Raw genomic sequence first — 21,472 nt, forward strand, 5'->3', positions numbered from 1 at the left:
TGCACAAAACACTATGGCCCGACGCCGCATGCGCGTAGAATCGCCCGCGATTTCCACGCACCCGAGGTCCCCATGTCCAAGCCCGCCTATCGCCGCATCCTTCTGAAACTGTCCGGGGAGGCGCTGATGGGAGATGAGGACTACGGCATCGACCCGAAGATCATCAACCGCCTGGCCCGCGAGGTCATCGAAGCCCAGCAGGCAGGCGCCGAAGTGGCGCTGGTGATCGGCGGCGGCAACATCTTCCGCGGCGCCGGCCTGGCCGCTGGCGGCATGGACCGGGTCACCGGCGACCAGATGGGCATGCTGGCCACCGTCATCAATGCCCTGGCCATGCAGGACGCCCTGGAAAAGCTGGGCGCCAAGGCCCGGGTGATGAGCGCGATCAAGATCAACGACGTGTGCGAGGACTACATCCGCCGCCGCGCCATCCGCCACCTGGAAAAGGGCCGCCTGGTGATCTTCGCCGCCGGCGTCGGCAGCCCGTTCTTCACCACCGACTCCGGCGCCGCTCTGCGCGCGATCGAGATCGGCGCCGACCTGCTGCTGAAGGCGACCAAGGTGGATGGCGTGTACGACAAGGACCCGAACAAGCACAGCGACGCGGTCCGTTTCGACAGCCTGAGCTACGACGAAGTGATCCGCCGCGGCCTGGAGGTGATGGATACCGCCGCCTTCGCACTGGCCCGCGACAGCGACCTGCCGATGCGCGTGTTCGACATGGGCCAGCCGGGCGAGCTGCTGAAGATCCTCAGCGGCGAGAACATCGGCACCCTCGTCCAGGGCCGCGATCCGGCCTGAGCCTGAGCGCAAGGCGACAACCGGGCCGATTCAGGCCCGGCAGCGTCCCGTATTCGCCTATAATCGCCCGATTCCAGATACATCCAGGACCGGGCGATGCTCAACGACATCAAGAACAACGCGCAGACGCGCATGGCCAAGAGCATCGACGCTCTGAAGCACACCCTCACCTCCATCCGGACCGGGCGTGCCACGCCGGCCCTGCTGGACCGCGTGACGGTCAATGCCTATGGCAACGCCAGCACCCCGCTGAACCAGGTTGCGTCGATCTCCAACGCCGATGCGCACTCGCTGCTGGTCACGCCGTTCGACAAGGGCATGATCAAGGAGATCGAAAAGGGTCTCTACAACGCCGAGTTCACCCCGAACACGCTGGGTACCGCGATCCGCATCAACATGCCGCCGCCGACCGAAGAGCGCCGCAAGGAACTGGTCAAGCAGGTGCAGAAGGAAGGCGAAGGCGCCAAGATCGCGATCCGCAACATCCGTCAGGACGCGAACAAGGAAATCGCCAAGCTGGTCAAGGACAAGGCGATCAGCGAAGACGAGAAGAAGCGCGGCGAAGACGACATCCAGAAGCTGACCGACGCCAACATCAAGGACGTCGACAAGGTCGTTGCCGACAAGGAAAAAGAACTGCTGTCGGTCTGAAGTCGATGCCTTCAGTCCCGCCTCCGTTGCCGGCCGCCCTGCCCCGCCACGTTGCCATCATCATGGATGGCAACGGTCGCTGGGCACAGCAGCGCCGTCGCCCGCGCGTGATCGGCCATCGTGCCGGCGCGCGCGCGGTCAACCGTACCATCGAGCGCTGCCTTGAACTGGGCATTCCGGCGCTGACCCTGTTCGCGTTTTCCAGCGAGAACTGGGGCCGGCCGCAGGAAGAAGTCGATGCCCTGATGAAGCTGTTCCTCGGCGCGCTCGACCGCGAAGTGGACGAACTTCATCGGCGCGGCGTGCGCGTGCGCTTCATCGGCGAACGCGAGCGCTTCGGTGCCGGCCTGGTCAGCCGCATGCAGCTGGCCGAACAACGCACCGCCGACAATTCCGCACTGACCCTGTCGATTGCCGCCAGTTACGGTGGCCGCCAGGATATCGCCCGCGCCGCACGTGCCCTGGCCGCGGAAGTCGCCGCCGGCCGCCTGCTGCCCGAACAGATCGACGAATCGCTGCTGGGCAGCCAGGTCGCCCTGGCCGACCTGCCGCCGCCGGACCTGTTCATCCGTACCGGTGGCGACACCCGTATCAGCAACTTCCTGCTGTGGCAGCTGGCCTACACCGAGCTGTGGTTCACCGAGGCCCTGTGGCCGGACTTCGACGCCGACCTGCTGCAGCAGGCGCTTGACGCCTATGGCAGCCGCGAACGTCGTTTCGGCCTGACCAGCGCCCAGATCGCCGCACTGGCCACCGAGACCTCCAGCCCATGACCAAGACCCGAGTCCTCGCCGCGCTGATCATGGCGCCGGTCGCCATCGCTGCGATCCTGCTGCTGCCGACGCAATGGCTGGCCGCCGCCGCCGCCGCCGTGCTGCTGATCGGCCTGTGGGAATGGCTGAAGCTGTCCGGCATCGAAGACACCCTCGCGCGCACCGTGCTGCTGGTGCTGAACCTGCTGCTGATGGTGCTGCTGGTGTGGGCCGATGGCAGCACGCTGGTGCTGTTCCAGATCACCACGTTGGCCGGTGTCGCCTGGTGGCTGGCCGCACTTGTCTGGCTGCGCTTCTTCAACTTCGGCGCGCAGCCGACGGCGCCCTCGCGCATCGTGAAGATGCTGGCCGGCACCCTGGCCATCGTTCCGGCCTGGGCAGCGCTGGTGCTGATCCACGCCGGCGGTGACCCGCCGGGCAAGCAGGGCCACCTGTGGCTGCTGGCCGCGCTGGCACTGGTGTGGGCAGCCGATTCGGGCGCCTACTTCGCCGGCCGTCGCTTCGGCAGGCACAAGCTGGCGCCGCGCATCAGCCCCAACAAGACCTGGGAAGGCCTGTTCGGTGGCCTGCTGGCCGGTGTCGCCGTGGCCGTCGGCCTGGGCTGGCTGGCGGGCATCGACGTCGCGCAGCTGCCGGGCCTGCTGATCACCTCGGTGGTGGCGGTGTTCGCCTCGGTGCTGGGTGATCTGTTCGAAAGCCTGATCAAGCGTCACGCCGGTGCCAAGGACTCGGGCAACCTGATTCCGGGCCATGGTGGCGTGCTCGACCGTGTCGACGGCGTCCTCGCCGCCGTGCCGGTGTTCGCGCTGGGCAAGGAAATCTTCGGGTTCTGACCATGAATGCTGTCGCAGACCTGCGCCGGGTCGCCGTATTCGGCGCCACCGGCTCAATCGGTGCCTCCACGCTGGACGTGATCGCCCGCCACCCGCAGCGCTACCAGGCCACGGTGCTGGCCGCCGGCCGCCAGGTGCAGGCGCTGCTGGCGCTATGCCGCCTGCACACGCCCGCGCACGCGGTGATCGCCGATGAATCGCTGTATGCCGAGCTGCGCGATGGCCTGCGCGACGCCGGGCTTGCCACGCAGGCCCATGCCGGTCATGCCGCGCTGGACCAGCTGGCCGCCAGCGATGCCTGCGACACCGTGGTCGCGGCCATCGTCGGCGCCGCAGGGCTGTCCTCGACCCTGGCCGCCGCCGCCGCAGGCAAGCGGATCCTCCTGGCCAACAAGGAATCGCTGGTGCTGGCCGGCGAGCTGCTGACCCGTACCGCCGAACGCGCAGGCGCCGAAATCATCCCGATCGACAGCGAGCACAGCGCGATCTTCCAGTGCCTGCGCTCGCGCGACGCAAGCATCGACGGCGCCGGCGTGCGCCGGATCCTGTTGACCGCCTCCGGTGGCCCCTTCCGTGGCCGCAGCCGTGCCGAGCTGGCCCAGGTTACCCCGGCCCAGGCCGTAGCCCACCCGAAGTGGTCCATGGGCCCGAAGATCTCGGTCGATTCGGCGACGTTGATGAACAAGGGCCTGGAAGTGATCGAGGCCCACCACCTGTTCGGCATCCCCGGTGAGCGCATCGAGGTACTGGTGCACCCGCAGAGCCTGGTGCATTCGCTGGTCGAGTTCGTCGACGGCTCGACCCTGGCGCAGATGGGCCTGCCGGACATGCGCACCACCCTGGCGGTCGGACTGGGCTGGCCGCAACGGATCGAATCGGGCGTGGCCGGGCTGGACCTGCTGGCGCAGGGCCGGCTGGATTTCGAAGCCCCCGACACCGACGCTTTCCCCTGCCTGGCCTTGGCCTGGCAGGCCATGCAGGCCGGCGGTACTGCCCCGGCGGTGCTGAACGCCGCCAACGAAGAGGCGGTTTCAGCGTTTCTTCAGGGCCGGATCGGTTTCCTGACCATCCCGGAGCTCGTAGCTAACGCTCTTTCAACACTGCCGACGCAAGCAGCCGATACACTGGAGGTCCTGTTGTCCGCCGACCAGCGGGCACGCCAGCTGACCCTGAACGCCATCGACGCCGCCTGAACGACCGCCTCGCACACGCATGACGACGCCGCCCCTGCCCGCCAATGTGAGCCTGCATGACTGACTTCATCGGATCGGTCTGGTGGATGATCGTCAGCCTCGGGCTGCTGGTCACGTTCCACGAGTTCGGGCATTACTGGGTCGGGCGCCTGTGCGGGGTCAAGATTCTGCGCTTCTCGGTCGGCTTCGGCCGCCCCCTGTGGTCGCGCCGCGACAGGCACGGCACCGAGTTCGCCATCGCCGCGATTCCACTGGGCGGCTACGTGAAGTTCCTCGACGAGCGCGAGGTTGAAGTCCACCCGCACGAGCGCGGCCAGGCCTTCAACCACAAGACCGTCTGGCAGCGCATCGCCATCGTGGCCGCCGGGCCGATCGCCAACCTGCTGCTGTGCATCCTGCTGCTGTGGGCGATGTTCGTGATCGGCAAGCAGGACTATTCGCCGACCATCGGCCGGGTCGATGGCATCGCCGCCCGCGCCGGCCTGGTCAGTGGCGACCGCGTGCTGCGCGTGGATGACCGCCAGGTGGTCACGCTGGGTGAGGCAAGCATGGCGCTGACCGCGGCCGCGATGGATCGCCGCGACGTGAAGCTGGAAGTGCTCGACCCCGCAGACCAGGTGCGCGTGCGCACCCTGCCGCTGTCGCAGCTGCCCAGCGGTTTCGATGAACGACGGGTGCCGATCCTGGCGGGCCTGTACTGGCAGTCGTGGCTGCAACCAGCGCTGGTCGACTCGTTGACCGCCGATTCAGTGGTGGCCGGGCAGCTGCAGCCAGGCGACCTGATCGTAGCGATCGACGGCCAGCGCATCGACAGCGTCGACCAGGTGATCGGCGAGATCCAGGCCCTGGGCCGTGCCGGCGGCCCCGGCATGATCGAGGTACTGCGTGGCGGTGAACGCCTCGCACTGGAAGTCACCCCGCGGCAGGGCAAGGATGGCAGGGGCAACCCGGTCTGGCAGATCGGCGTCGGCTTCCCCACCACCTACAGCCCTGCCTACGACACCCTGCTGCGCTACGGGCCGCTGGACGCGGTGACCGTCGCCGTGCGCGAAACCGGCCGCCTGGCCGCCGATTCGCTGGGCATGATGGGCCGCATCGTCACCGGCAAAGCCTCGCTGCAGAACGTTTCCGGGCCGGTCACCATCGCCCGCGTGGCCAATGTTTCGGCCAAACGCGGCCTCGACTGGTTCCTGCAGTTCCTGGCCCTGCTGTCGCTCAGCCTGTGCATCATCAACCTGTTGCCGATCCCGATCTTGGACGGCGGCCACCTGCTGTATTACCTTATCGAGTTGGTCAAGGGCAGCCCGCTGAGCGAGCGTGCCATCGCCGCCGGCCAATACATCGGCCTGGCGCTGCTGGCCGGGCTGATGGGGTTGGCGTTCTACAACGACATCCTCGGCCTGGTCCCGCGATGAACTTTTCCACGTTGTTGCCGTCTACAGCGTCGGCATCCCGCACCAATGAAATCGACCTTCCTACCGGACGTGACATGACGCGACTCCCCAATCGCCGCCTGCTGGCCCTCGCCCTCGCCGCCGTCACCGGCGCTCCCGCCCTGGCCCAGGCAGCCGAGCCCTTCACTGTCAGCGACATCCGCGTCGACGGCCTGCAGCGCATCAGCTCGGGCACGGTGTTCACCTACCTGCCGGTGGAACGTGGCGAGACCATCACCGACAACAAGGTCGGCGAGACCATCCGCGCCCTGTACAAGACCGGCTTCTTCGAAGACGTACAGCTGGACCGCCAGGGCAGCATCCTGGTGGTGACGGTCAAGGAACGCCCGGCGATCAACAAGCTGACCGTGACCGGCAACAAGGACATCAAGTCCGAGCAGCTGCTCAAGGGCCTGTCCGACATCGGCCTGACCGAGGGTGGCACCTTCGACCGCCTGAGCCTGGACCGCGTGACCCAGGAACTGCGCCGCCAGTACAACGACCGCGGCAAGTACACCGTCGAGATCACCCCGACCGTGAGCCCGCTGGACCGCAACCGCGTGGACATCGCGATCGCGATCAAGGAAGGCAAGGCAGCCAAGATCCGCCACGTCAACCTGGTCGGCACCGAGAAGTTCGAGAGCAAGGACATCCTGGAGACCTGGGAATCCAAGGAGCACAACTGGGCGTCGTGGTACCGCCGTGACGACCAGTACTCCAAGGAAAAGCTGTCCGGCGACCTGGAAAAGCTCAACTCCTGGTACCTGGACCGCGGCTACGTCGACTTCAGCATCGATTCCACCCAGGTTTCGATCAGCCCCGACAAGCGCGACATGTTCCTCACCGCCGGCGTGACCGAAGGTGCGCAGTACAAGATCTCCGAGATCAAGGTCAGCGGTGACACCATCCTCCCGCAGGAGGACGTCGAGCGCATGGTGATCCAGAAGCCGGGCGACACGTTCTCGCGTGCGCTGCTGGAATTCAGCTCGGACACCATCACCAACTCGCTGTCCAACATCGGCTACGCGTTCGCCAAGGTGAACCCGATCCCGACCACCAACCGCCCCGACCAGACCGTGGCGATCAACATGCAGGTCGTTCCGGGCCCGCGCGTGTCGGTGCGCCGCATCCTGTTCCGCGGCAATACCCGCACCTCCGACGAAGTGATGCGTCGCGAAATGCGCCAGTTCGAGAACAGCTGGTACTCGCAGGCCGCGATCGACCGTTCCAAGATCCGCCTGCAGCGCCTGGGCTACTTCGAGTCGGTGGACGTCGAAACCCCGGCCGTCAGCGGCAGCAACGACCAGGTCGACGTCGTCTACAACGTCAAGGAAACCACCTCCGGCAGCTTCGTGTTCGGCCTGGGCTACTCGCAGTCCTACGGCATGACCACGTCGGTGCAGCTGTCGCAGAACAACTTCCTCGGCGGCGGCAACCGCGTGTCGGTGGAAGCCTCGCGCAGCAGCTACCTGCAGCGCTATGGCTTCAGCTACACCAACCCGTACTTCACCGATGACGGCGTGTCGCTGGGCTACAACCTGTCCTGGCGCGAGCTGGACTACTCCGACTTCAACACCGCGCAGTACAACAGCACCAATGGTTCGGCGCAGGTGGTGTTCGGCGTGCCGATCACCGAGACCGACACCGTCTCGCTGATGTTCGGCATCGACAGCAACCAGATCACCACCTACCAGGGCTCCACCCCGCAGTCGATCATCGACTACATCAACGTGCTGGGCAGCAAGACCTTCCACGCATGGCGCACGGAGCTGGGCTGGGCACGCGACTCGCGCAACGACTATTTCATGCCGACCCGCGGTACCTACCAGCGTGTTGGCCTGGAGACCACCCTGCCGGGCTCGACCATCGAGTACTACAAGCTGAATTACCAGATCAGCAAGTACTGGCCGATCATGCCGTCGCTGGTCATCAATACCCGCGCCGAAATCGGCTACGGCGACAGCTACGGCAAGGACAAGACCGCGATGGTGCCGGACAAGGACGGCAACCTGCGCTCTGTCACTGCATCGGGCCTGCCGTTCTACGAGAACTTCTATGCAGGTGGTACCAACTCGGTGCGCGGCTTCGAGGACAACACCCTCGGCCCGCGCGAAGTCACCGCCGGTTATCCGGAAGGCCAGCCGCTGGGTGGTTCGCTGAAGACCGTCGGTTCGGTCGAAGCCTACTTCCCGCGCCTGTTCGACAGCCCGTCGGCACGTGTGTCGGCCTTCGTCGACTTCGGTAACGTCTATACCGGCGTGGACAACTTCAAGGCCAACGAGCTGCGTGTCTCCACCGGTGTGGCCTTGCTGTGGCGCGCCCCGGTCGGCCCGATCTCGATCAGCTACGCGTTCCCGCTGAAGAAGGAAGACGGCGACAAGATCGAACGCCTGCAATTCACCTTCGGTGGGCAGTTCTGACGAACCGCCCTGCGGCTCATCAGAACTGCGCGCGCATCCCTCCTATCCCCCGCGCCGTTGGCGCGCCCCCCTTAACAGAAGGGGGGGCTCTCCACCAGACGGGATGCCAAGCGCCGGGCTCTGCCCGGCGTTTTCGTTTGGCCCGGATGCCGGAAACGCCCGCTCTGCTTTTGATCTTTTCTGTTTTTCCGTGGCTGGCACTCGCGCCACGCCGTCGGAGGTCGGACGGGGCGGGGCTGCGGGGGTGTGAGCCGCATGGATGCGGCGACCAAGGCTACATGGACGTACTTGCGCCGCCCCCCGCAGCCCCGCCCCGTCCGACCCAGCCCATGACACTGGCTCTGCCGGCCGCAAGTGGCCCTGCCGTTGGCTGCATGCCCCCCCGCATGACCGAAATGGCGTCTCACGTTAAACTCCCGCCGTGAATACTCCCACCTACACCGCCCAGCAACTCGCCGAGCAGTTCGGCCTGCAGGTCCATGGCGACCCCGCCACCGCCATCCATGGCGTGGCCACCCTCGCCCATGCCGGTCCTGGCCAGCTGACCTTCCTCGCCAACCCGCGCTACCGCGCCCAGCTGGCCGACAGCCAGGCCTCGCTGGTGGTCCTGCGTGCCGACGACGCCGAAGCCGCCCCCGGCGCCGCGCTCGTTGCCAAGGACCCGTACACCACGTTCGCCAAGATCGCCGCGCTGTTCGACATCGCACCGACGCGCCCGCCGGGCATCCACCCCAGCGCCGTCATCGATCCCAGCGCCCGGGTCGCGGCCAGCGCCCATATCGGTCCCTTCGTCTCCATCGGCGCGCGCAGCGTGGTCGGCGAGAACTGCATCATCGGCGCCGGCAGCGTGATCGGCGAGGACTGCAAACTGGACAACGGCTGCGAGCTGATCGCCCGGGTCACCCTGGTTACCCGGGTCACGCTCGGCAAGCGCGTGCGCGTCCACCCCGGTGCCGTACTCGGTGCCGATGGCTTCGGCCTGGCAATGGACGCCGGCAAGTGGATCAAGGTGCCGCAGCTCGGCGGCGTGCGCATCGGCGACGACTGCGAGATCGGCGCCAACACCTGCGTCGACCGTGGTGCCCTGGAAGACACCGTGCTGGACGAAGACGTGCGCCTGGACAACCTGGTGCAGATCGCGCACAACGTGCAGATCGGCGCGCACTCGGCCATCGCCGGCTGCACCGGCATCGCCGGCAGCGCCAAAATCGGCCGCTACTGCCTGCTCGGCGGCCATGTCGGCGTGGTCGGCCACCTCGAGATCTGCGACAAGGTCGTGATCACCGGCAAGTCCGTGGTCCGCAATTCCATCCATGAGCCGGGCGAGTACTCGTCCGGCACCCCGTTGACCGACAACCGCACGTGGCGCAAGAACGCCGCGCGCTTCAAGCAGCTGGACGCATTGGCACGCCGCGTCCTGGCTGCTGGCAAGGAGAAAGAATGAACGACACGCTGCAGCTTCCGATCGACGTCTGCCAGATCCAGGAACTGCTTCCGCACCGTTACCCGTTCCTGCTGGTGGACCGGGTGCTTGAACTCGACATCGATGCCAAGCGCATCCTGGCGCAGAAGAACGTCAGCATCAATGAGCCGTTCTTCCAGGGCCACTTCCCGGGCCGTCCGATCATGCCCGGCGTGCTGATCATCGAAGCGCTGGCGCAGGCCGGTGGCGTGATGACCCAGCTGACGCTCGGCCGCGACTCGCAGTCCAAGCTGTTCTACATGGTCAAGGTGGAAAACGCCCGCTTCAACAAGCAGGTCGTCCCCGGCGACGTGCTGATGCTGGATGTGCAGATGAAGCGCCTGATCCGCAACATGGGCTGGTACTACGGCGAAGCCAAGGTCAACGGTGAAGTCGTTGCCTCGGCCGAAGTCATGTGTGCCGGCGCCAAGGGCTGATCCACGGAGACAGCAATGACTGACAACGCACCACGGATCCACCCGACCGCCGTCATCGACCCGGCCGCGCGTCTGGCCGACGACGTCCAGGTGGGCGCGTTCACCCTGATTGGTGCCGATGTGGAAATCGGTGCCGGCACAGTGGTCGGCCCGCACTGCAGCATCCACGGCCCGACGAAGATCGGCCGCGACAACCGCTTCCTGGGTCACGCCGCGATCGGTGGCGACCCGCAGGACAAGAAGTTTGCCGGCGAGCGTACCGAACTGGTGATCGGCGACCGCAACGTGTTCCGCGAGTTCGTCACCCTGAACCGCGGCACCGGCGGCGGCGGCGGCATCACCACCATCGGCAACGACAACTGGATGCTGGCCTACACGCACGTGGCGCATGACTGCCATGTCGGCAACTTCTGCGTGTTCTCCAACAACACCACGCTGGCCGGCCACGTGACCGTGGGCGACTACGTGATCATCAGCGGCTTCGCCGGCGCCCACCAGTTCTGCCGCATCGGCGCGCATGCCTTCCTCGGCATGGGCGCGCTGACCAATGGCGACGTACCGCCGTTCACCATGGTCGGCACCGATTCGCTGGGCCGCCCGCGCGGCATCAACAGCGAAGGCCTGAAGCGCCGCGGCTTCGATGCCGAGCGCATCTCCGCCATCAAGCGTGCCTACCGCACCCTGTATGTGGCGGGCCTGCCGCTGGCAGAAGCCAAGGTGCAGCTGACCGAACAGGCGCGTGACAGTGATGACGTGAAGGCGATGCTGGACTTCATCGAGCACGCCGAGAGGCCCTTGCTGCGATGAGCAGCGCGACCGGCCAGGCGCCGGCCGGCGCCGCCGTGATTCCGCTGGCCTCGATGGCCGGCAGCGTCCCCGCGCAGCGGGTGCTCAGCGAGCGCCCGTTGCGGATCGCCCTTGTTGCGGGTGAAGCCTCTGGCGATCTGCTCGGTGCGGGCCTGGTACGCGAACTGAAAGCACGCTTCCCGAATGCCGAATTTGCCGGCATAGGCGGCGATGCCATGCGCAGCGCCGGCTGCCAGACCTGGCACGATGCCAGCGAACTGGCGGTGATGGGCCTGACCGAGGTGCTGCGCCATCTTCCGCGCCTGCTGAAACTGCGCTCGGCCTTCCGCCAGCGTGCGTTGGACTGGCAGCCGGACGTGTTCATCGGCATCGACGCGCCCGACTTCAACCTGGGCATCGAGCGCTGGCTGAAGCAGCGCGGCGTGCGCACCGTGCATTACGTCAGCCCCTCGGTCTGGGCCTGGCGCGAGAAGCGCGCGGAGAAGATCGGCAGCAGCGCCGACCTGGTGCTGTGCCTGTTCCCGATGGAACCGCCGATCTATGCCAAGCACGGCATCGACGCGCGCTTCGTCGGCCACCCGATGGCCGATGACATTCCGCTGCAGGGCAACCGCGAGGAAGCCCGCGCCGCGCTCGGCCTGCCGACCTCGGCCAAGGTGCTGGCGGTGCTGCCGGGCAGTCGCCTGGGCGAGATCTCGCGCCTGGGAGAACCGTTCTTCGAAGCCGCCTGGCAGGTCTCCGAACGCATCCCGGGCCTTCATGTGGTGGTGCCTGCGGCCAACCCGGCCTGCAAGCGCCTGATCGAAGAGCAGCTGTCACGCTCGGCGTTGCCGGTGGCGTTCTCGCACGTGCTCGACGGCGAGGCACGCAACGCGATGATCGCCGCCGATGTGGTGGTACTGGCCTCCGGTACCGCGACCCTTGAGGCGATGCTGGTGAAGCGGCCGATGGTGGTCGGCTACCGCGTCAACGAGCTGACCTACCGCCTGGTCAAGGCGCTGGGCCTGATCAAGGTGGACCGCTTCGCCCTGCCCAACATCCTGGCCGGCCAGGACCTGGCGCCGGAGCTGATGCAGCACGACTGCACACCGGACAAGCTGGCCGCGGCCGTCCAGCAATGGTTCGACCACCCACAGCGGGTGACCGACCTGCAGGACACCTACGCGCGCCTGCACGAGCGCCTGCGCCGCAACGCCTCCGCACGCGCCGCCGACGCCGTGGGCGAGCTGCTGATGCGCGGCCAGGCACAGGCATGAGCCGGCGCCATGCCGCAGCGGCCAGCCTGGCGTTGTTCGACGGCGCCGCGGTGGTCGAGCCGGAGCGCCTGGTCGCCGGCGTCGACGAGGCCGGCCGCGGTCCGCTCGCCGGACCGGTGGCGGTGGCAGCAGTGGTGTTCGATCCATCCCGGCCGCGCATCAACGGCCTGGACGATTCCAAGCAGCTCACCGCGGCCCGCCGCGAGCAGCTGCATGACCGCATCGTCGAACGCGCTCTGGCCTGGCACGTCGTGCTGGTGGACGCCGACACCATCGACCGCCTGAACATCTACCAGGCCACCCTGCAGGGCATGCGCGATGTTGTTGCAGCGGTGGCCCATGTGGCCGGCTTCGCGCGCATCGACGGCAACGTGGTGCCCAAGGGCCTGGTGGTGCCGGCGCAGGCGCTGGTCGGCGGCGACGGCATCGACCGCGCGATCATGGCCGCTTCGATCCTGGCCAAGGTCTCGCGCGATCGCTATATGCAGGACGTGCACGCCCGCCACCCGCAGTATGGGTTCGAGCAGCACAAGGGCTATGGCACCCCGGCTCACCTGGCCGCGCTGCGCGAGCACGGCCCATGCCCGGAGCATCGCCGCAGCTTCGCCCCGGTGCGTGAGTGCCTGGAAGTGCCGCCGGTTGTGGCGGCCATCGCCTGAGCCTGCTGGAGGTGTAGAGCCGAGCCCATGCTCGGCTGTCCGCAGCAGCCGGGCATGGGCCCGACTCTACAGAAAGCAGCCTCCAGCACGCCTGAACCCGGCCGTCTTCCCGGGCATGTCAAGAGCTTGTCGCCTCCCCCTGCCCTCGCTACCCTGACCGGGCACTCCAGCGCTTCCCGACCCCGGCGACGATTTCCCCGTCAGCACCCGGGGCCCGCGCGCTCCAACCTGGTCCGGCATGTCCAACTCCCGCTTCGTACATCTCCACGTCCACACCGAGTTCTCGCTGGCGGACTCCACCATCCGTGTGCCGGCCAAGCCGGACCAGGCGGACCCGAAGAAGGCCAAGCAGGCCAACCTGCTGTCGCGCTCGGTGGAACTCGGCCTGCCCGCATTGGCGGTGACCGACCTCAACAACCTGTTCGCCCTGGTCAAGTTCTACAAGGCGGCCGAAGGCGTGGGCATCAAGCCGATCGCCGGCGCCGACGTGCTGATCGCCGAGGAAGGCCAGGACCCGTGGCGGATGACCCTGCTGTGCCGCGACCGCGAGGGCTACCTGAGCCTGTCGCGGCTGCTGACCCGCGCCTGGATGGAAGGCCATCGCCCGGAAGGCGGTGTGGCCATCCATCCGGACTGGCTGAAGGCCGGCAACGCCAACCTGTTCGCGCTGGCCGGCCGGCAGAGCCTGGCCGGGCGCCTGGCGCTGGACGGCAAGCATGAGCTGGCCGAGCAGCAGCTGGCCGACTGGCAACGCGTGTTCGGCGACGGCCTGCACCTGGAACTGACCCGTACCGGCCGCGAGGGCGAGGAAACCTTCAACCAGTTCGCGCTGATGGCGGCCGGCCAGCGTGGCCTGCCGGTGGTGGCCAGCAATGATGTGCGCTTCCTGTCGCCCACCGATTTCAGCGCGCACGAAGCGCGCGTGTGCATTTCCACCGGCCGCGTGCTGGACGATCCCAAGCGCCCGCGCGAGTACAGCGACCAGCAGTACCTGAAGTCGGCCGAGGAGATGTGCGCGCTGTTCGCCGACATCCCCGATGCGATCGACAACACGCTGGCGCTGGCCGAGCGCTGCAACATCGAGATGCGGCTGGGCACCTACTTCCTGCCCAACTACCCGGTGCCCGACGACGAGACCCTGGACACCTGGATCCAGAAGATGTCGCGCGACGGCCTGGAAGAGCGCCTGGAGAAGAATCCGCTGGCGCCGGGCAAGACCCGCGAAGAGTATTTCGAGCGCCTGGAGTTCGAGCTCAACACCATCATCAAGATGGGCTTCCCGGGCTACTTCCTGATCGTGGCCGACTTCATCCAGTGGGGCAAGAACCAGGGCATCCCGATCGGCCCGGGCCGTGGTTCCGGTGCCGGTTCGCTGGTGGCGTGGGCGCTGAAGATCACCGATCTGGACCCGTTGCCGTACAACCTGCTGTTCGAGCGCTTCCTGAACCCGGAACGCGTGTCGATGCCCGACTTCGACATCGACTTCTGCATGGACCGCCGCGACGAGGTGATCGACTACGTCGCACGCAAGTACGGGCGCGAGCGCGTCAGCCAGATCATCACCTACGGCACCATGGCCGCCAAGGCGGTGGTGCGCGACTCCGGTCGCGTGCTCGGCTTCCCGTACGGCCTGGTCGATGGTGTTTCCAAACTGATCCCGAACATCCTGGGCATCCACCTGAAGGATGCACTGGGCAAGGGCAAGGAAGGCCCCAGCTCGGAAATGGCCTCGCCGGAACTGATCCAGCGCTACGAGACCGAGGACGATGTCCGCGACCTGATCGACCTGGCGCTGCAGCTGGAAGACCTGACCCGCAACGCCGGCAAGCATGCCGGTGGCGTGGTGATCGGGCCCGAGCCGCTGAGCGAGTTCTGCCCGCTGTACGCCGAGCACGACGAGAACGGGCTGGGCAAGAACCCGGTCACCCAGTTCGACAAGAACGACGTGGAAGAAGTGGGCCTGGTGAAGTTCGACTTCCTCGGCCTGCGTACGCTGACCATCATCGACTGGGCGGTGAAGGCGATCAACAAGCGCCATGAGCGCGCCGGCATTCCGCCGGTGGACATCGCCGCGATCCCGCTGGACGACACGCCCACCTACAAGGACATCTTCGCCAACGGCAATACCGGCGCGGTGTTCCAGTTCGAATCTTCGGGCATGCGCCGCCTGCTGAAGGATGCGCGCCCCGACCGCTTCGAGGACCTGATCGCGCTGGTGTCGCTGTACCGCCCCGGCCCGATGGACCTGATTCCTTCCTTCAACGCGCGCAAGCACGGCCAGGAAGAAATCATCTATCCCGATCCGCGCACCGAAGCGATCCTGAAGGACACCTACGGCATCATGGTGTACCAGGAGCAGGTGATGCAGATGGCGCAGATCGTCGGCGGCTACTCGCTGGGCGGCGCCGACCTGCTGCGCCGTGCGATGGGCAAGAAGGTGCCGGCCGAAATGGCCAAGCACCGCGAGATCTTCCGCGAAGGCGCGGCCAAGGACGGCGTCGACGAAGCCAAGGCCGATGCGATCTTCGACCTGATGGAGAAGTTCGCCGGCTACGGCTTCAACAAGTCGCACGCCGCCGCCTATGCGCTGGTCAGCTACCAGACCGCGTGGCTGAAGCGCCATTACCCGGCCGAGTTCATGGCGGCCACGCTGTCGTCCGACCTGGACAACACCGACAAGGTGGTCGGCTTCCTCGACGAGGTGCGCAACCTTGGCCTGACCGTGCTGCCGCCCAAGGTGAACCAGTCGGCCTTCATGTTCGAAGCGGTCACCCCGGACACCATCCAGTACGGCCTCGGTGCGATCAAGGGCGTCGGCCAGGGTGCCTGCGAGGCGGTGGTCGAGGAGCGGCTGAAGGGCGGCCCGTTCAAGGACCTGCTCGACTTCTGCACCCGCGTCGGCTCGGCCAAGCTCAACCGGCGCACGCTGGAAGCGATGATCAACTGTGGTGCGCTGGACGAGCTCGGCCGCAACCGTGCCTCGCTGATGCTGCAGCTGCCGGAAGTGATCAAGGCCACCGACCAGATGGCCCGCGAACGCGCTTCGGGACAGAACTCGCTGTTCGGTGGCCCGGACCCGAGCGCGACCACGATCCAGCTGGACCTGCCCGAAGCCGAGGAGTGGCCACTGTTGCAGCGCCTGAACGGCGAGCGCGACACGCTGGGCTTCTATCTCAGCGGCCACCCGTTCGATCCCTGGCGCGACGACGTGCGCGACCTGGTCGGCAACGACCTGGGCGCGGTGGAGAAGATCTGGAGCGCCAACAGCGGTGGCGGTGGCGGCGGCGAAAAGCGCTGGCGCCCGGAAGTGCAGACCGTGCTGGCCGGCCAGGTGGTCGGTGTGCGCCGCAAGGGCGAGAGCCAGATCTTCATCCAGCTGGAAGATGGGCGCGGCCGCGTCGAGTGCAGCGCGTTCTCCGACGCGATGGCCGAGTTCGGGCACCTCATGACCAAGGACCGCATCCTGGTGGTCAAGGGCGGCCTGCGCGAGGACGAGTTCAACGGCGGCTACGCACTGCGCATCCGCCAGTGCTGGGACTTCGACGAAGTCTGCGCCAACTACGCCACCCGGCTGTCGCTGCGCTTGGACCTGCGCCAGCAGCGCCCGGTATGGGAGCGCGTCAATGCCCTGCTCGACCGCCATCGCCCCGGGCGCACCCCCCTGCGCCTGGACCTGCTGCTGAAGGGCCCGCAGGGCGGCGTGGCCGGCATGCTCGATGTCTCCGGGCAGAGCGCGGTGCGCATCGACTCCAAACTGATGGAGGCGCTGCGCGCCGACCCGGCCGTGCGCACGCTGAAAGTCCGCTACAGCCCACCGTGGGCCAGCTGAGGCTGGCTCGCGCGTTTTCCTGAACCCCTGTTTCCCCGTTCCAAGTATCAAGGACGATTGCCGATGAAGACCCTGCTGTTCCCGTTTGCCGCCGCTCTGGCCCTGGCCGCCTGCTCGCCGTCGAAGATCGAGTTCCAGATCGACAACCCGACCGACACGCCGCTGGCGCTGAGCATCGATGGCAAGGACCTGCCGGTGGCCGCACAGGGTTCGCGCCCGATCTCGCTCGCCGTCGGTGAGCACCGCCTGCACACCGACAAACTGGGCGACGTGCGCTTCATCGTCTACGTCGATGGCCGCGGCGGACTGATCAACCCGACCCTGAGCGAGTACGTGGTCGCCCGCGAGATCTACGTCACCGACGAGACCAAGCTGAAGAACTTCGGCACCGGCAAGGCCGGCATCGAGCTGGGCGGCGTCGACTTCGAAGGTCCGTTCGAGAAGCACCACGAACTGTTCATCGACAAGACCTGGACCTACGGCGTGCGCGAGCCCTTCCCGAAGGAAAAGGTGGTGGCCCACGTCGACGCCAGCGGCGGCCAGATCGTGGCCAAGGTGTTCACCGCGCCGGACTTCATCGCCTACGTCGAAGAAGGCATGGGCGAACCCGGCGCGTTCAAGCGCGAGCAGCCGGCCGGCTACGTGGCCCCGGCCTACCGCCTGGAACCCGCCCCGGCCAGCCTGCCGGCGCTGGTACCGGCCTTCGAGGCCCATGCGGCGCCGCTGCGCGAAGTCTATGCGCGCTGGCTGAAGGCCACCACCGCCGATGAACAGAAGGCCCTGCGCAAGCAGGACTTCGCCGCGCAGATGGCCTTCACCTCGGCCACCGCCCCCCTGGGCAGCGGGCTGGGCCGTGAGGCCAACGAGGCCTACAACGACTTCGTCTCCCAGCGCAGCCAGCTGATGGGCCGCAGCGCCCTGGTGGTGCCCTGAGCTGACTGGCGCCCTTTGCCCGGCTGCGCTACCGTCGCCTTCCAGACGAGGGCGTACGGGTGGTTTGCACGCATTCGGCTAGAATTCCCCTCTTCTTTACACGACGGCTTCCGATGAATCCGAACTACCTCGACTTCGAGCAACCCATCGCCGACCTGGAAGCCAAGATCCAGGAGCTGCGCAACGCCAGTGCCGGGCCGGCGGTCAATGTCGAGGCGGAAGTGCACGCGCTGCAGGACAAGCTGCGCATGCGCACCGCGCAGATCTTCCGCAACCTGACCTCGTGGCAGGTGCTGCAGCTGGCCCGCCACCCGTCGCGTCCGTATACCGCCGACTACATCCGCGTCATGTTCGATGAGTTCCAGGAGCTGGCCGGTGACCGCGCCTTCGCCGACGACAAGGCCATCATGGGCGGCCTGGCCCGCATCAATGGCCGTTCCGTGATGGTGATCGGCCACCAGAAGGGCCGCGACACCAAGGAAAAGATCAAGCGCAACTTCGGCATGCCCAAGCCGGAGGGCTACCGCAAGGCCCTGCGCCTGATGAAGATGGCCGAGCGTTTCGGCCTGCCGGTGCTGACCCTGATCGACACCGCCGGCGCCTGGCCGGGTATCGATGCCGAATCGCGCGGCCAGTCCGAAGCGATCGCGCGCAACCTGATCGAGATGGCCGAACTGAAGGTGCCGATCATCTGCACCGTGATCGGTGAAGGCGGCTCCGGCGGCGCGCTGGCGCTGGGCGTGGGCGACCGCACCGTGATGCTGGAATATGCGGTGTACTCGACCATCACCCCGGAAGGCTGCGCCTCGATCCTGTGGAAGGACGCCGGCAAGGCCAAGGATGCTGCCGAGCAGCTGGGCCTGACCGCTCCGCGCCTGAAGAGCCTGGGCCTGGTCGACAAGGTCGTGCGCGAGCCGACCGGTGGCGCCCACCGCAACCCGACGCAGATGGCCAAGCGCCTGAAGGCCGTGCTGCTGAACGAGCTGGATGCGCTTGAGAAGCTCTCCACCGAACAGCTGCTGGAACAGCGCTACACCCGCCTGCGCAGCTACGGCACGTACGAAGCCGCCTGATTCATCGGCTTGTTACTTTCTTGCTCGTGCAAGAAAGTAACCAAAGAACACGCCGCCGAACGCGAGCCGGTGCCACGCACCGGTTCCCTGCACTTCTCGGTGAATCAGGGGACGGCGCCGAACTCGCTGCGCTCAGACATCGGCGCCTCTTCGCCCCTGTTTCACCTGCGATGCTCGGCTCGCTCATGGCGGACCTGAACATCAAAAGCCACAGCTGCACCCAGTAGATCCACGCCATGCGTGGATGCTTCTGCTTTGGCGAAGAATCAAGCGAACCCGTAGAGCCAAGCATAGCTCTACGGATAACGGACTGTCAGAACGGCTTGGCCAGCACCAGCCAGACGATCGGGATGAACGCCAGCAGCGGGATCTCGTTGATCCAGCGCAGCGCGCGCGACGACGGCAACCCCCTGCCCTTGGCCACGCCCTTCAGCAGGCGCCCGATCCAGATGAAGTACGCCAGCAGCAGCACCACCAGCCCCAGCTTGGCATGCAGCCAGCCGGCGCCGCCCGGCGCGACCATGGTCGGGAAATCCGGGATGACCCTGTAGCCCAGCCACAGCACCAGGCCCAGCAGGAAGGCCAGGCCGAACATCGAATGACCGAAGCGGTACAGGCGCAGGCCCATCAGCTGCAGGCGCTCGGTCACTGCCGGTTGCCCCGCCGTCTCGGCCAGGTTCACCAGGATGCGCGGCAGGTAGAACACCGTAGCCATCCACGCCACCACGAACACGATGTGGAAGGTCTTCACCCAGTAGTAGCTCTGCATGCGCTTGCTCCGGCGGCTGGCGTAGATGGGCGGCCATTCTCGCATGCCATGGCCGATCCTCTCCGCGCGACGCCGCCGCGACGGATCGACGCATGGCGCGCCGCGACGCCGTACGATAGGCGCCGTTTCCCGACCGCACGACGCCTGCATGGACAAGACCTACGACGCCGCTTACTTCCAACGCTGGTACCGCCGTGCCGACATCGGCGGCAGCGCCCGCCTGGCGCGCAAGGTCGCCTTGGCCGTAGCCAGTGCCGAGTACTACCTGGAGCGGCCGATCCGCAGCGTGCTGGACATCGGCTGCGGCGAAGGCGCCTGGCGTGCGCCGTTGCTGAAGCTGCGTCCGAAGGTCGAATACCTGGGCTTCGACAGCAGCGAGTACGCTGTGCGCCGCTACGGTCGAACCCGCAACCTGCACCTGGCCGCCTTCGGTGATTTCGCCTGGCTGCGGCCCTGCGCCCCGGTCGACCTGCTGGTGTGCTCGGACGTGATGCATTACGTGCCCAACCGCGAGCTGCACGCCGGCCTGGCCGGCGTGGCCGAGCTGACCGGTGGCGTGGCCTTCCTGGAGACCTTCGCCGCCGAGGATGAATTCGACGGCGACCACGAGGGCTTCCAGGCCCGTCCGGCGCGCTGGTACCGGCGCGAGCTGGGCCGCCACGGCCTGCAGCCGGTCGGCTCGCACCTGTGGCTGGGCCCGGAACTGGCCGGCGAAGCGGCGGCGCTGGAACGGATGTGAATCCGGATTCATTTTTTTTGCCCCGCTTAACCTGCGGGACACCTGGATGGGATATGCTGCGCGGCAACATATGACCATACATATTCGGTCGGCATGCTCTATCAACTGCACGAACTGACCCGCAACCTGCTCGCCCCCTGGGTGCACCAGGCCCAGGCCAACGCCCGCTTCTTCACCAACCAGGGCCACTGGTGGTCGCAGATGCCCGGCGCTGATCGCCTGGCGGCCGTCAATGAACTGTTCCATCGCATCGGCAAGGATTACGAGAAGCCCGAATGGGGCATCAACGAAATCGAGGTCGACGGCGAGCGCGTGCCGATCGTGGTGCATGAGGAAGTGAGCAAGCCTTTCTGCAAGCTGCTGCGCTTCAAGCGCCACAGCAATGAAGCCGACCAGCTGCACACGATGCTCAACCAGCCGTTCGTGCTGGTGGTGGCGCCGTTGTCCGGCCACCACGCCACGCTGCTGCGCGATACCGTGCGCACGCTGCTGCGCGACCACCGCGTGTACGTGACCGACTGGGTCGACGCGCGCATGGTGCCGGCCAGCGAGGGCGAATTCGGCCTGGACGACTATATTGCCTACATCCAGGAATTCATCCGCCACCTCGGCGTTGAGCGCCTGCATGTGGTGAGCGTGTGCCAGCCGACCGTACCGGTGCTGGCCGCAGTTTCTCTGATGGCCAGCCGTGGCGAACCGACGCCGCGCACGCTGGTGATGATGGGTGGCCCGATCGACGCGCGCTGCAGCCCCACCGCAGTGAACAACCTGGCCACGCAGAACCCGCTGTCGTGGTTCGAGAACAACGTCATCCACACGGTGCCGGCCAGTTACCCCGGCGCCGGTCGCCGCGTCTACCCGGGCTTCCTGCAGCACGCCGGCTTCCTGTCGATGAACCCCAGCCGCCACTTCAGCTCGCACTGGGATTTCTACACCGACCTGGTCAAGGGCGACCTGGAAGACGCCGATGCGCACCGTCGCTTCTACGACGAGTACAACGCGGTGCTGGACATGCCGGCCAAGTACTACCTGGACACCATCCGCGTGGTGTTCCAGGACTTCCTGCTGCCGCGTGGCGAGTGGGTGGTCAATGGCGAGAAGGTCGATCCGTCGGCGATCCGTGACACCGCCCTGCTGAGCATCGAAGGCGAGCTGGACGACATCGCCGGCCTCGGCCAGACCGAAGCTGCGCAGGCGCTGTGCACCGGCATCAGCGCTGACCGTCGCGAGCATTTCATCGTCGAAGGTGCCGGCCATTACGGCATCTTCAGCGGCCGCCGCTGGCGCGAGGTGGTGTACCCGAAGGTGCGCGACTTCTTCGCCGCCCATGCCGAAGCACCGGCGGCGAAGGCGACGAAGAAGAAGAGCAACGTCACCCCGTTGCGGCGCAAGGCGGGGTAGTCC

Annotated in this window: 18 protein-coding genes; 17 read left to right on the forward strand and 1 reads right to left on the reverse strand. The window is 66.8% G+C overall.

Features of this window, described 5'->3' with window-relative positions; translation table 11 throughout:
- Positions 1–72 precede the first annotated feature (72 nt).
- From pyrH to AC5P8Z_RS02855, 15 genes are all read left to right on the forward strand, one after another.
- Complete coding sequence (pyrH, locus tag AC5P8Z_RS02785; RefSeq protein WP_495228016.1) at positions 73–801, forward strand: UMP kinase; 729 nt, start codon at positions 73–75, stop codon at positions 799–801.
- A 96-nt stretch (positions 802–897) separates the two neighbouring features.
- Positions 898–1,452 (forward strand): ribosome recycling factor, encoded by a 555-nt coding sequence (frr, locus tag AC5P8Z_RS02790; RefSeq protein ID WP_057497699.1) that lies wholly within the window; start codon positions 898–900, stop codon positions 1,450–1,452.
- A gap of 5 nt (positions 1,453–1,457) precedes the next feature.
- Positions 1,458–2,225, forward strand: a complete 768-nt coding sequence (uppS, locus tag AC5P8Z_RS02795) for a polyprenyl diphosphate synthase (protein ID WP_286071430.1) — start codon at positions 1,458–1,460, stop codon at positions 2,223–2,225.
- Positions 2,222–3,058 carry a phosphatidate cytidylyltransferase gene (locus AC5P8Z_RS02800; RefSeq protein WP_295565649.1) on the forward strand — a complete coding sequence of 279 codons (837 nt, stop codon included), beginning with the start codon at positions 2,222–2,224 and terminating at the stop codon, positions 3,056–3,058. Before uppS ends, AC5P8Z_RS02800 begins: the two co-directional genes overlap by 4 nt.
- A gap of 2 nt (positions 3,059–3,060) precedes the next feature.
- Positions 3,061–4,251 (forward strand): 1-deoxy-D-xylulose-5-phosphate reductoisomerase, encoded by a 1,191-nt coding sequence (locus AC5P8Z_RS02805; protein ID WP_286071428.1) that lies wholly within the window; start codon positions 3,061–3,063, stop codon positions 4,249–4,251.
- Between the two features lie 56 nt (positions 4,252–4,307).
- Complete coding sequence (gene rseP, locus AC5P8Z_RS02810) at positions 4,308–5,666, forward strand: RIP metalloprotease RseP (RefSeq protein WP_295565648.1); 1,359 nt, start codon at positions 4,308–4,310, stop codon at positions 5,664–5,666.
- Between the two features lie 74 nt (positions 5,667–5,740).
- The gene (bamA, locus tag AC5P8Z_RS02815) at positions 5,741–8,104 is read left to right on the forward strand and encodes an outer membrane protein assembly factor BamA (protein WP_286071426.1); all 2,364 of its coding nucleotides are present in this window, start codon (positions 5,741–5,743) and stop codon (positions 8,102–8,104) included.
- Between the two features lie 421 nt (positions 8,105–8,525).
- Complete coding sequence (lpxD, locus tag AC5P8Z_RS02820) at positions 8,526–9,548, forward strand: UDP-3-O-(3-hydroxymyristoyl)glucosamine N-acyltransferase (protein WP_495228019.1); 1,023 nt, start codon at positions 8,526–8,528, stop codon at positions 9,546–9,548.
- Complete coding sequence (gene fabZ / locus AC5P8Z_RS02825) at positions 9,545–10,003, forward strand: 3-hydroxyacyl-ACP dehydratase FabZ (protein WP_032128326.1); 459 nt, start codon at positions 9,545–9,547, stop codon at positions 10,001–10,003. The genes lpxD and fabZ overlap by 4 nt, the downstream gene beginning before the upstream one ends.
- A gap of 15 nt (positions 10,004–10,018) precedes the next feature.
- A complete protein-coding gene (gene lpxA / locus AC5P8Z_RS02830) occupies positions 10,019–10,810 on the forward strand; it encodes an acyl-ACP--UDP-N-acetylglucosamine O-acyltransferase (RefSeq protein WP_495228020.1) in 792 nt (263 codons plus the stop codon).
- Between the two features lie 53 nt (positions 10,811–10,863).
- Entirely contained in the window at positions 10,864–12,066 is a 1,203-nt protein-coding gene (lpxB, locus tag AC5P8Z_RS02835) for a lipid-A-disaccharide synthase (protein ID WP_495228314.1), read from the forward strand.
- Positions 12,063–12,725, forward strand: coding sequence for a ribonuclease HII (rnhB, locus tag AC5P8Z_RS02840; protein WP_286071423.1), 663 nt, complete (start codon positions 12,063–12,065; stop codon positions 12,723–12,725). The genes lpxB and rnhB overlap by 4 nt, the downstream gene beginning before the upstream one ends.
- 238 nt (positions 12,726–12,963) lie before the next feature.
- On the forward strand, positions 12,964–16,554 hold the full coding sequence (gene dnaE, locus AC5P8Z_RS02845; protein WP_286071422.1) for a DNA polymerase III subunit alpha: 3,591 nt from the start codon (positions 12,964–12,966) through the stop codon (positions 16,552–16,554).
- 63 nt (positions 16,555–16,617) lie between these two features.
- Complete coding sequence (locus tag AC5P8Z_RS02850) at positions 16,618–17,487, forward strand: hypothetical protein (protein WP_286071421.1); 870 nt, start codon at positions 16,618–16,620, stop codon at positions 17,485–17,487.
- 113 nt (positions 17,488–17,600) lie between these two features.
- Positions 17,601–18,560, forward strand: a complete 960-nt coding sequence (locus tag AC5P8Z_RS02855) for an acetyl-CoA carboxylase carboxyltransferase subunit alpha (protein ID WP_495228021.1) — start codon at positions 17,601–17,603, stop codon at positions 18,558–18,560.
- A gap of 313 nt (positions 18,561–18,873) precedes the next feature.
- Here AC5P8Z_RS02855 and AC5P8Z_RS02860 read toward each other — a convergent pair whose 3' ends face one another.
- Positions 18,874–19,329, reverse strand: a complete 456-nt coding sequence (locus AC5P8Z_RS02860) for a CopD family protein (protein ID WP_286072000.1) — start codon at positions 19,327–19,329, stop codon at positions 18,874–18,876.
- Positions 19,330–19,477: 148 nt separating this feature from the next.
- Here AC5P8Z_RS02860 and AC5P8Z_RS02865 point away from each other — a divergent pair, with 148 nt between their 5' ends.
- Both AC5P8Z_RS02865 and AC5P8Z_RS02870 read left to right on the forward strand, forming a co-directional pair.
- Entirely contained in the window at positions 19,478–20,068 is a 591-nt protein-coding gene (locus AC5P8Z_RS02865; protein ID WP_495228022.1) for a class I SAM-dependent DNA methyltransferase, read from the forward strand.
- A 93-nt stretch (positions 20,069–20,161) separates the two neighbouring features.
- A complete protein-coding gene (locus AC5P8Z_RS02870) occupies positions 20,162–21,469 on the forward strand; it encodes a polyhydroxyalkanoate depolymerase (RefSeq protein WP_286071418.1) in 1,308 nt (435 codons plus the stop codon).
- Positions 21,470–21,472 lie beyond the last annotated feature (3 nt).

It is taken from the genome of Stenotrophomonas sp. YJH_SMC_17 (assembly GCF_059371655.1).